Origin of the sequence: Streptomyces mesophilus (assembly GCF_011044995.1) — a bacterium.
GTDB lineage: Bacteria > Actinomycetota > Actinomycetes > Streptomycetales > Streptomycetaceae > Streptomyces > Streptomyces mesophilus.
In genome coordinates, this window is record NZ_JAAKZW010000253.1 from 1 (window position 1) to 11,044 (window position 11,044).

Sequence of the window (11,044 nt, forward strand, 5' to 3'; positions counted from 1 at the left end):
GCGGGGCGGGCGGGTCAGGACGCGGACGCGGCCCTCGATGACGTGGCCGAGCGGCCCGGTGTTCGGCGACGCGAACGCCGCCGTGCTGGTGGCGTGGGTCTTGCGGGCCCACCGCGGGGCGTGGATCTCGTCGTTGAAGACGAGCAGCGCGCCCAGGTCCCTGGCCTCGGGCGCCGCCGCGACCCGTACGGCCGCGAGGAGGTTCGCCGGACCGTCCGCCCCCGCGAGGGTCGGGTTGCGCATCGCGCCGGTCAGCACGATGGGCTGGGGATGCGGCCAGATCAGGTCGAGGAGATACGCGGTCTCCTCCAGGGTGTCCGTGCCCTGGGTGACGACCACGCCCGTCGCGCCCGCCTTCACCGCGCGCGAAGCCGCGTCCACCACCTCGTACAGCTGGGCGAAGGTGAGGTTGGCGCTGGGGACCGCGTGGGCGTCCCGGACGTCCAGGGCGAAGTCCGCCAACGCCGGGACGGCGGCGGTCAGTTCGGCGCCGGACTGACGCGGGACCACGCCGTCGGACGGGCGGCCGGCCATCGCGATGGTGCCGCCCAGGGTGAAGAGCGTGACGCTCACTTCAGGCGCTCCTCGAGCTCGGCGAGGTCGGTGAGGAACCACGTCTGCGTGCCGCGGTTGCATTCCCGTACGAAGTCGCGCAGTGCCGTGCTCTGCGCGATGTGATCCGTGATGTCACCGACCACGGCGAGCCCCAGCCCGTACTGGACGAACTTCTGGATGACCGCGCCCGCAAGACGCGTCCGCAGGACGAAGAAGTCGGGGGCGAAGCGGCCGGCGGGGACCGCGACCCAACGGGCGCCCTGGTAGCCGGCGTTGCCGATCACGTCGAGGGCGTCCTGTTCGGTGGCGATCGGGGCGCCCTCGGCGAGCCACACCATCACCGGGACGTCATGCATCATCCGCAGTTCGCTCATGACGGCACAGGCTAGCCCCCCGTCGTCACGGTCCGCTCCTCCGAGAAGGCTCCCCAATTGCCGTCCGGCAGCTTCGCCCTGAGTTTCACGCGATACGTCTGCCCCTCCTCGCGCGTGATGAAGAAGCTGTGCTTCGCCCGGCCGGCCGGCGCCGCCGCGCCCCACTGGAGGGTGGTCGCCTGGCGGCCGTTGAGATGGATCTCGTACTCGGCGACATCACCGCCGGTCCGCGGCGCGTCCCAGGACAGGTCCAGGTAGTACGCGTCGTCGTCCTCGCGCGTCGTGACCTTGAAGCCGCCGGGCGCCGTGTTCTCGGAGCCGCCGCTGCCGGGAGCGGTCGTCAGACGGACCGAGCCGCTGTCGGGCGAGGAGTTGTCGGCCGCGTCGCGGGCCTTGACGGTGAAGGTGTACTCCGTGCCGGGCCGCAGCCCCGTCACCAGGGCGGTCGTCGTACGGCCGTCCACGCTGTGGATCCGCGATCCGCGCTGATAGATGTCGTACGAGGTGACGGCCTCGTTGTCCTTCGCCGCACCCCACGCGAGGGTGGCCGCCCGCGAACCCGACGGCCGGGCCGTGAGCTTGACGGGTGCGGTGGGCGGCTCGGCGTCCTGCGGTGCCGGGGCCCGCATGGTGACGGAGGCCTCGGTGCTGTGGGGTGAGCGGTTGCCGGCGGCGTCCAGGGCGCGGACCGTGAAGGTGTAGGTCCGCTTGGGGGTCAGGCCGGTGATATCGATCATGTACGTGGCGGCCGGCAGTGTCTTGACCAGCTTGCCGCCGCGGAAGACCTCGTAGCGGGCGACGGCGGTGTCGTCGGTCGACTTGTTCCACATGACGTGGACCGAAGTGGCGCTGCCCGCATGGACGGTGAGGCCGCGCGGGGCGGTCGGCGGGCGTTCGTCACGCGCCTCGGCCTCTCCCCCGCAACCGGCGAGGAGGAGCAGGGCGGCGGCCGTGAGCACAGCTGTGGGGGTGCGGTGCACGGGGTGCCTTCCGGTCTGGCGTACGGGATCCTGAAGCGGGTTCGGAGGGGGCGGGCTCGTCGAGGCGATTGGTCTGGACAACGCGATGACAACGTTGTGACACAGGTGACGGGTTCACTTCAAGAGGGCCGACGCCAACAGGCCCCGCGCGAGCGGGCACGCACAACTGCCGGGCGAGCCGAAGGAGTTCGGCCCGCCCGGCAGCCGGTGCACAGGATCAGCGCACGCTCAACGGGTGTAGCGCATCAGGGCGCGCACCATGTGACAGGTGGTCTCGGACGGCGGGTGGATGCCGACGAGGTCCGCGGTCGAGCGGATACGGCCGTTGTTCGCCTGCTCCGGGCGCCAGACGCCCGCGTCGAGCAGGGCTATCGCGAGGCGCATGGCCTTGAGCCGGCGGTTGTGCGCGATGTACCACTCGCGCGGCCGGCCCGCGGGCAGCGCCTTTTTGGCGAACGGCACGTACGGAACATCGATCGGCAGTGTCGTCTGAGCCTCGAGAGCGACAGGGACCATAAGCAACCTCCTGGGGTGGTCGCGGAGTCGTCGGGCGCCGGCGGACGCCCTACGACCCGAACTCGAACACTGCTTCAATTCTAGCCCCCGGCACTGACATCCGCGGGGTCCGGAATCGCCGCCAAATCACCAGGTGGATCAGGGGTTTCGAGGCGCGTCACGTATGGTCCGGAAGGGAGGCGTGAGGCGGCATATATTCGAACACCGCCGCTCGTCGAGGGACGCCGGGCCGTCGATCGGCTCGAGTCAGAAGTCGGTCTTGTCGACGCGGCTGACGATGCAGTGCGCGTCGAGGGTGCGCATGTCGTCATCGGCGGTGGTGGCCGCTTCGGTGATCGTGCCGGCCTGGGTCCTGCCGGGCGCCAGGTTGTCGATGGACAGCGTCGGGATGGTCAGCACCTGCTTGTCCGACGTCCGCAGGACCGCGAAGGTGATCTTGTAGCTCGCCGACTGGTCCGTGTTCCCGTTGGTGACGCGGTAGGTGAGGCGGGCCTTGCCCAAGTAGTCGGCTTCCGGTGTGAGCTCACAGGCGTCGATCGTGACGTCCTGCTCGCCGTACGTGGTGGTGCTGCTGGGCGAGGGTGCGACCGAGGCCGAACTGTCCGCGTCGCCGCCACCGCCACCGCCCGACGAACCGTGGCTCGAGCCCGAACCCGAGCTGTCGTGGTCGTCGTCGCAGCCGCCTCCCCCGCGGCGCGCTCCGGTCAGCGCGACGAAGACGATCACGAACACGGCTATCGCTCGTACCCGACGCACCTTCATGGGGACCCCCGTCCGATGAACGGGCCGCCTGGCGGCCCGGGTTGGTCAGCCGCGACACCGTAGCAGCGGCAGTACGCTCCGTGGCATGGAGATCTGGATCAATCCCGCCTGTTCCAAGTGCCGCAGCGCCCTCACCGTGCTCGACGCGGAGGGCGCCGATTACACCGTGCGCCGCTATCTCGAGGATGTGCCCAGCGAGGCCGAGATCGGGGAGGTGCTCGAGCGTCTGGGACTGGAGCCCTGGGACATCGCCCGCACCCAGGAGCCCGCCGCCAAGGAGCTGAACCTGAAGGACCGCGAGGCCTGGCCGCGCGACGCGAGCGGGCGGGCGCGGTGGATCAAGGCCCTTGCCGAGCATCCGAAGCTGATCCAGCGGCCGATCATCACGGCGGACGACGGGAGTGCCCTGGTGGCGCGCTCGGACGAGGCGGTACGGGAGGCGCTGGGCCGGTCCTGAACCGCGCGCCGCCCTCGTCCGGCCCGAAGCGACCGTCACGGCCGTCGGTCCGGCCCTCGACGCGGGGCTGCTCTTCGCGTGGGGTACGTTCGCGGCGGTGCGCGTGGGCTACCGCCGGGGCCAACGCGCTGATCAAGTAGGCGCGTCGTACAGGCAAGTCGGGTCGTACAGGCAAGTCGGAGGGTCCCCGTGTTCGGAACACTGCAGTGCACAGTCCTCGACTGCCGCGAACCGCAGGCACTCGCCCGCTTCTACGCCACACTGCTCGGCGGCACGGTGAACCGCCCCGACCGTCGCTGGGCCACCGACGGGAACTGGGCGACGCTGCATCTGCCGGGCCCCGGCGGCCAGGTCCTGTGCTTCCAGCGCGTCGCCGACCACCGGCCGCCCGTCTGGGGCGACCCGGACCGGCCGCAGCAACTGCATCTGGACATCGGCGTCCCCGACCTGGACGCGGCCGAGGCCGCCCTTGTCGAGGCGGGCGGCACCCTCCTCGACAAGGGTGCCGACGACCGTCCCTGGCGCATCTACGCGGACCCGGCGGGCCATCACCTGTGCCTGGTCCACGAACCGAAGCGCCCGGCGCCCGGCGCTCCCGAGCAGCCCGGCGTCTAACGCAGCGCTGCCTCCGCCTGCGCCAGGATCTCCGTCACCCGCGCCCCGAAGCGCACATCGCACGGATGCGGTTCTCCCGTGCGTACGGCCTCCAGGAGCGCGTCGATCGCCGTCCCGTACGAGGCGAGCGGGCCGTCGCCCCACACCTCGGGGAGCTCGGTGATCCCGTGCGCTCCGCGCAGCTCGGCGGTGACTGCGCTCGCCTGCTCGGGGGCGGTCAGGCTGAGCGTGGTGGTGCTCGTGGCGCCGGACGCGTGGCGCAGCGCCAGGTGCACGGTGTCCAACTGCCCGCGCAGACCGGTCACTTCGCTCACGTCGCCGAACACCGGCAGCAGTACGGACAGGGCGTGCGGGCCGACGTCCCACAGCGCGCCCCGTTCGCGGCGCCAGGGCGAATCGGCGGACGGGCTCTGCGCGTCGGGCGCGTAGATGGATCCGATCCAGTCGACCCGGCCCGTGTACCAGTCGTCCCGGCCGGTCTGTTCGTCGATCCACGGCGCGGCCGCGGCGGAGAAGCGCAGCGTGAAGAAGACGACGGAGGCGACCTCGCTCGCGGCCTCGGCGAGCTCGCGGGCGCCGTCGACCGTGGTCGCCACGGGCTTGTCGAGGAGCAGGTGCCGCCCGGCGCGTGCGGCGCGCACGGCGAGCGGGGCCTGGATGTCCGGCGGCAGGGCGACCGCGATGGCGTCGACGTCGGCGATCAGGGCGTCCACGTCGTCGTATGCCTGGGTGGAGAGCTCCTTCGCGAGCTCCCCGGCGGCCTCGGGCCTGCGGCCCCAGACGCCGACGAGCTCGGTGCCGGGGTGCGCGGCGAGTGCGGGGCCGTGCACGCGCTGGGCCCAGGGGCCGGTGCCGAGCAGGCCGAAGCGGACGGGGGCGGCGGGTGTGTGGGACGTCATGGAAAACCATGATGGGGCATACGGGCGACGATGTTACGTTCGAGTGGCCGGCCGCGGGACTTCGGTGCGACTTCCGTTTCTTGCCTGTACAGCAATGCATCCGCAGTTCGTGCCCTCCACTCCCCGGCCGGCGCTCATCACTCACGGGGGCCCGATGGAGACGTACGAGACGTACGCAGACCTGGTCGCGGCCGAGGACGTGCTGCTGTTCGTGAACGCGGCGATCACCTCGACGGGACAGCGCGAGTTCCGCTCCACGGCGGACGAGCAGCGCATGTCGCTGGACTTCCTGCACGAGTACGTACGGGTCAACTACCGCGAGCTGTACGCCGCCACGCTCGCCCTCGACATCAACGACCACAACGCCGTGGAGATCATCCGGCGGCTGCTCGTCTCCGCGCGCGAGACGGACGAGAAGCAGCGGCGGGTCGAGGGCCGGCTCATCGGCGCGCGTCTCGCCGTACTGCCGCCCCAGCGGGTGTACCGGCTGTTCGGGCAGCTGCGCCGGGCCCGGGTGAACAACCGGCGGACGCGGGCGATCATGCGGGACTGGCTGGCGGGCCGCCGTGACCACGGATTCGACGCGGTGAAGTACCGCAGCGGGTTCAAGACGGCCGTACGGCACGGGCACCTGCCGGTGACGGACGAGCTGGGCGACTTCCTGTTCGCGCCGCGCAGGCGGGGGCACTACGAGCACGAGCTGCTCGACACGTACCGGCGGGCGCGCTACACGCACAGCGCCCTGTACGAGCTGCCGTTCACGGTCGCCGAGGGCTTCGCCGCGCAGCACGGCATCCCGCGTGCCGTGTTCCTCGACCGGATCGAGCCGCGGATGACCCGGTACGAGCGGCTGCGCAACCAGGAGTCGGCCCGCGCCCACCGGACGGAGGTCGAGGTCGACCTGGCCGCGATGCCGCTGACCCGGCTCGCCTCGTACGTGCTGTCCCTGGATCTCTCCGTACGTTCCGAGCGGCGGGCCGAGCTCACCGGCGCGCTGCGTGCGGCCGCGCGCCGGGTCGCCGGTCCGTACGCGGGGACGTGGGGGCGGGTCGCGGCGGTGCTCGACGACAGCTTCTCGGCCTCGGGCTCCGCACAGAAGCGGCGCCGCCCGCTGGCGGTGGCGCTCGCCTGCCACTTTCTGCTCGCCGAGCTGGCGGACACGTACGTCCCGCTGTGGACCTCGGGCCGCGGCGACGCGCTGCTCACGTATCCGTACGGTCCGACGCCGATCGGCCTGCGGATCCTCGACGCGCTCGACCACTCCCCCGCCCGGCTGGTGATCGTCTCGGACGGCTGGGACAACGCGCCGCCCGGGCTCGCGGGCGAGGTGCTCCGGGTGTGGCGCACGCGGCTCGACCCGTCGCGCCGTACGAGCGTCGTGCACCTCAACCCGGTATACGACGCGGCCGGTTACGACGTACGCCGACTCGCCCCGAGCGTGCCGACCTCCGGGGTGCGGGACGCCGAGGATCTGCCGGCGCTCGTGGAGCTGGCGCAGTTCGCGGAGGGGCGGACGGGGCTCGCGGAGCTGCGGGCGTATCTGGACGACAGGGTGAAGCTCTTCACCGGGACCGAGGGGACGACGGCATGACCCAGCTCGACCTCACCGGCCTGACCGCCGAGCCCGCCCAGGTGTGGGGCGGGATCCGCCTGGTGCCGCTGGTGCGCGAGACGCCGATCACGGATCTGCGGCTGCGGCGCGATCTGTTCACCGACGCGTGGATGGCGGTCGAGCCGGGCGACGGGTCGTACTACGCCTCGTACATCCCGCACGGCTTCGTGGCGGACTGGGCGCGGGACGGCAAGTGGCAGGCGGCGTACGGCACTCAGCTCTGCGATGAGTACGACCAGCCGGACGACACTCCCGTGCACGCGATCCCGATGCGGCGCCTGGTGCAGCGCGCGGGCAGCCGGCGGCTGCGCTTCCTGCCGCTGCATCTGGCGCTCGAGGGCTATCTCGCGCTGCACTTCGGCGGTCCTTCCGTGCTGTGGGAGGAGTGGGCGAAGCGTGCGGTGAGCCGGGGGCTCTCGCCGCGGGCCGAGATGGCGTACGTGGGGGCCTCGGTCGAGGGGCTCGACGAGGCGCTGCGGATCTTCGAGATCCATCCGGGACAGTGCGGGGTCATGGTGTACACGGCCGACGCGCTCGCCGCCGCGTTCGTCGTGCCGCACCCGGACGACTACCGGGCGCTGCACAGCTCGCTCCTTCAGGACCTGTACGGGGAGCTGGTGTACCAGCACGCGTACTACTCGCCGCCGGTACGGGAGTTCACGGCGGTGATCGAGGACGCGCGCGTGTCCGACCTGGCCGGGCTGCGGTCGGCCGCTCTGGGGCAGCTCGATGCGTGGGCCGAGGATCATGACCGGCACCTGGCCGGCGGGCTGCTCGACGAGTCGTACGAGATCACGCAGCTGCGGCGGATGGGGGCGGCGGGGCGCTACCGCCTGAGCCGCTTCCTGCCGCCCTTCGCGCTCCACCGCGAGCAGCACATCGGGGAGACGATCACGGATCTGAAGGGCCGGGTGGCGTATCTGAAGTCGATGCGGCTCTCCGAGAACCAGGTCAGGCGCGGCCACCTGCTGTCCCAACTGGCCCGGTACGACTGGAACTTGGAGGACACGGCGGCCGCGCTCGGCTCCTCCCCGGTCGAGCTGGTGCGGCGGATCAGGAGCGCCGGGTTCGACGGGCTCCTGAAGCGGCATGTCGTGGAGGCGGCGCAGCGCGGGCGGTGGGACGGGCGGCCGTCCTCCCGGCAGGGCGGCTGATCTTCCAGCAGGGCGGCTGACGATGCGGCTGTGTACCGGCGCGAAACGCGCGTAACACGGGGTTCACAGACGGGCAACGGTCGGGAAATCGCGCATTGACAGGCTGCGGCTACAGCGCGGGGCTCGACGACGCCCCCCACGCTCCACCCGCATGCAACGCCCGTAAAGGATGGCGCCCGTGACGTTCAAGGCTGAGTACATCTGGATCGACGGCACCATGCCGACGGCGAAGCTGCGCTCGAAGACGAAGATACTGACCGCTCCCGTCTCCGGTGTCGCCGAGCTGCCGATCTGGGGCTTCGACGGTTCCAGCACCAACCAGGCCGAGGGCCACGCCTCCGACTGTGTGCTCAAGCCGGTGTTCTCCTGCCCGGACCCGATCCGCGGCGGCGACGACATTCTGGTGATGTGCGAGGTCCTGAACACGGACATGACGCCGCACGTCTCCAACACCCGTGCGCAGCTGACCGAGGTCGCGGAGAAGTTCGCCGCGCAGGAGCCGATCTTCGGTATCGAGCAGGAGTACACCTTCTTCGACGGCAGCCGCCCGCTCGGCTTCCCGGAGAACGGCTTCCCGGCCGCGCAGGGCGGTTACTACTGCGGTGTCGGCTCGGACGAGATCTTCGGCCGTGATGTCGTCGAGGCGCACCTGGAGAACTGCCTCAAGGCCGGTCTCGGGATCTCCGGCATCAACGCCGAGGTCATGCCCGGTCAGTGGGAGTTCCAGGTCGGCCCGCTCGCCCCGCTCGAGGTCTCCGACCAGCTGTGGGTGGCGCGCTGGCTGCTCTACCGCACCGCCGAGGACTTCAACGTCTCCGCCACCCTCGACCCGAAGCCGGTCAAGGGCGACTGGAACGGCGCCGGTGCGCACACCAACTTCTCCACGAAGGCGATGCGCGAGGGCTACGACGCGATCATCACCGCGTGCGAGGCGCTGGGCGAGGGCTCCAAGCCGCTCGACCACGTCAAGAACTACGGCGCCGGCATCGACGACCGTCTGACCGGGCTGCACGAGACCGCCCCGTGGAACGAGTACTCCTACGGCGTCTCCAACCGCGGCGCCTCGGTCCGTATCCCGTGGCAGGTCGAGCAGGACGGCAAGGGCTACATCGAGGACCGCCGCCCGAACGCCAACGTCGACCCGTACGTGGTCACGCGTCTGATCGTGGACACGTGCTGCACCGGTCTGGAGAAGGCCGGGCAGGTCTGATCCGCCGAACTCCGTTCGGGGCGCCCACCGTTCGCGGTGGGCGCCCCTTCGGCGTGTGCGGTGCGGATGCCCGGCGTACGGGATGCCGGTGGCGCGTGCGAGTCTTGACCGCATGCTCGAGATCAAGGTGAAGACCGAGAACCGGCAGGAGTACGTGCGGATCCCGCCCGGCGACCTGGCCGCCCTGGTGGCGCGGATCGGGGCCGCGGGCGACGAGTTCCTGGTGTGCCAGCGCATACCGGATCTCCCGAACGTCTTCGTCCAGACCGCCCGTACCGCCGGCGAGGGCTATGTCCTGGAGCATCACGACGGGCACACCCTGTTCCACACCGATCTCGGCGACGACGAGGCCGGCCGGGTCACGGCGGCCATCGAGGGCTGGGCCCGCCAGGAGGACGGCTGGGACGCCGGTCTCGTCTGGGAACCGGTGGAGCTGCCCGCCCCGGCCGCCGTGCCCGAACTGCCCGCGGATGTACGGCAGCGGGTCGAGGAGTATGTACGGGGGCTGCTCGCCCAGGGCTACCTCGCCCGTGCCGCGCTCACCGAGGCCGCCGAGGAATGGCTGGTCGACGGGGATGTGCGGCCGGTGTCGCGGGCGCAGGCCGCACAGCTCGTGGACCGGTTGTGGGTGGAGCGGGTGCGGGAGCAGGCCGGCTGGCAGGGGCCGACCGATCCCGAGCGGCTCGCGCAGGTCTTCGCCGCGCTCGACCGGAACGGCATCACGGCCCGGGAGAACTTCACGTGCTGCCGCAGCTGCGGTCTCACGGAGATCTGGGGCGCGGGCCCGCGGGACGCCCGGGGGTTCGTCTTCTTCCACTCCCAGGGCACCGAATCGGTCGCCGAGCAGGGTGAGTTGACCCTCTATTACGGGGGCTTCGAGTGCACACCCGAGTACACGGCCGCGATCGGGCGCGAGGTGGCCGCCGCGCTGGAGGCGAGCGGGCTGCGGACGCGGTGGACCGGGTCCGCGGACGATGCGATCCATGTCCACGATCTGGACTGGCGTCGGCGTCTGGTGGGCTGAACCGGCCGGGCAGCGCTCCTGATCAGGCCATCTTCGGCCACGTGCCGTATCAAGGTGCGAGAGGGGACTGCTGCCGGGAGTGGGGGTCTGCTTCAATGGGGGCATGGCCGACTACCAGGACACCGCGAAGGGTCGCTTCGACCTCGAGCCGTTCTGGCCTTCCCGTCAGCATGATGACTTCGACCGCGTGTGTTGCCGCGTGAGGAACGCACCGGCCCTCTAAAGCCGTTCACCCCTCGTCGAGGCGGTGCGGCCTTCGGCCTGTGCGAGTGCGTACGTCCTGCCACGTCCACTTCGCGCGAAAGAGCTGACCTCTCATGGCGAACACCCATGTCTTCTCCGCCGCTACGGCGCCTCCCCTGCCCTCCCCCGCCGCAAAGACCCCGGCCCCTTCCGCCCGCCACCGGCTGCGCGCCGTCCAACAGGACGAGGTGGCGCAACTGGTGCCGAGCATCGACGTGGCCGACTATCTGCCGCCGGGCGCCACCTGGCTGCCCGCGCCCCAGCACACGCTGCCCGCGCTGCCGGACCGGCCGCCGATGGTCGGGTATCTCGTGCTCGTGCCGGCCGAGTTGCAGGGCGCGGCGCCGGCGGAACCGCAGCGGGAGCTCATCCGGATCGACCCGGTGCAGCGCGTCGCGGCGGTCGCCGGGCGGCAACTCGACCTGACCTACCTGGAGTTCGAGCTGCTCGCCCATCTCGTGGCGCACCCGCAGCGGGTGCACACCCGGGACTCCCTGGTGCAGACGGTGTGGGGGTACGGGCATGTCGGCGACGGGCGGACGGTCGACGTCCATGTGGCCCGCCTTCGACGCAAGCTGGGCGCCGAGTACCGCGAGGTGATCCAAACGGTGCGGCGCGTCGGGTACCTTTCTCTTATACACAT

At 71.2% G+C, this 11,044-nt stretch carries 13 protein-coding genes; 7 read left to right on the forward strand and 6 right to left on the reverse strand.

The window, feature by feature from the left end; all coding sequences use genetic code 11:
* From G6045_RS34980 to G6045_RS35000, 5 genes are all read right to left on the reverse strand, one after another.
* Positions 1-573: asparaginase domain-containing protein (locus G6045_RS34980; RefSeq protein ID WP_328708014.1), on the reverse strand; the 573-nt coding region annotated here is incomplete at its 3' end.
* Positions 570-929 (reverse strand): DUF4180 domain-containing protein, encoded by a 360-nt coding sequence (locus G6045_RS34985; protein WP_165336238.1) that lies wholly within the window; start codon positions 927-929, stop codon positions 570-572. The genes G6045_RS34980 and G6045_RS34985, both read right to left, overlap by 4 nt.
* 11 nt (positions 930-940) lie before the next feature.
* Complete coding sequence (locus tag G6045_RS34990) at positions 941-1,909, reverse strand: fibronectin type III domain-containing protein (protein WP_165336239.1); 969 nt, start codon at positions 1,907-1,909, stop codon at positions 941-943.
* Positions 1,910-2,137: 228 nt separating this feature from the next.
* The gene (locus G6045_RS34995; RefSeq protein ID WP_165336240.1) at positions 2,138-2,425 is read right to left on the reverse strand and encodes a hypothetical protein; all 288 of its coding nucleotides are present in this window, start codon (positions 2,423-2,425) and stop codon (positions 2,138-2,140) included.
* A gap of 246 nt (positions 2,426-2,671) precedes the next feature.
* A complete protein-coding gene (locus G6045_RS35000; protein WP_165336237.1) occupies positions 2,672-3,187 on the reverse strand; it encodes a hypothetical protein in 516 nt (171 codons plus the stop codon).
* A gap of 85 nt (positions 3,188-3,272) precedes the next feature.
* On the opposite strand from G6045_RS35000, the gene G6045_RS35005 reads away from it, so the two are divergent.
* The gene (locus G6045_RS35005; RefSeq protein ID WP_165336241.1) at positions 3,273-3,644 is read left to right on the forward strand and encodes an arsenate reductase family protein; all 372 of its coding nucleotides are present in this window, start codon (positions 3,273-3,275) and stop codon (positions 3,642-3,644) included.
* A 189-nt stretch (positions 3,645-3,833) separates the two neighbouring features.
* Positions 3,834-4,259, forward strand: coding sequence for a VOC family protein (locus G6045_RS35010; RefSeq protein ID WP_165336242.1), 426 nt, complete (start codon positions 3,834-3,836; stop codon positions 4,257-4,259).
* Here G6045_RS35010 and G6045_RS35015 read toward each other — a convergent pair.
* The gene (locus tag G6045_RS35015; protein ID WP_165336243.1) at positions 4,256-5,158 is read right to left on the reverse strand and encodes a Gfo/Idh/MocA family protein; all 903 of its coding nucleotides are present in this window, start codon (positions 5,156-5,158) and stop codon (positions 4,256-4,258) included. The genes G6045_RS35010 and G6045_RS35015 overlap by 4 nt on opposite strands.
* A gap of 154 nt (positions 5,159-5,312) precedes the next feature.
* Between G6045_RS35015 and G6045_RS35020 the strand changes: the two genes are divergently transcribed.
* The 5 genes from G6045_RS35020 to G6045_RS35040 all read left to right on the forward strand — a co-directional run.
* The gene (locus tag G6045_RS35020) at positions 5,313-6,749 is read left to right on the forward strand and encodes a hypothetical protein (protein WP_165336244.1); all 1,437 of its coding nucleotides are present in this window, start codon (positions 5,313-5,315) and stop codon (positions 6,747-6,749) included.
* The gene (locus G6045_RS35025; protein WP_165336245.1) at positions 6,746-7,924 is read left to right on the forward strand and encodes an ARPP-2 domain-containing protein; all 1,179 of its coding nucleotides are present in this window, start codon (positions 6,746-6,748) and stop codon (positions 7,922-7,924) included. Before G6045_RS35020 ends, G6045_RS35025 begins: the two co-directional genes overlap by 4 nt.
* 178 nt (positions 7,925-8,102) lie before the next feature.
* Complete coding sequence (gene glnII, locus G6045_RS35030; protein WP_165336246.1) at positions 8,103-9,134, forward strand: glutamine synthetase; 1,032 nt, start codon at positions 8,103-8,105, stop codon at positions 9,132-9,134.
* 112 nt (positions 9,135-9,246) lie between these two features.
* Positions 9,247-10,158, forward strand: coding sequence for a DUF6891 domain-containing protein (locus G6045_RS35035; RefSeq protein ID WP_165336247.1), 912 nt, complete (start codon positions 9,247-9,249; stop codon positions 10,156-10,158).
* A 317-nt stretch (positions 10,159-10,475) separates the two neighbouring features.
* A partial coding sequence (locus G6045_RS35040) for a winged helix-turn-helix domain-containing protein (protein WP_165336248.1) occupies positions 10,476-11,044 on the forward strand: 569 nt, incomplete at its 3' end.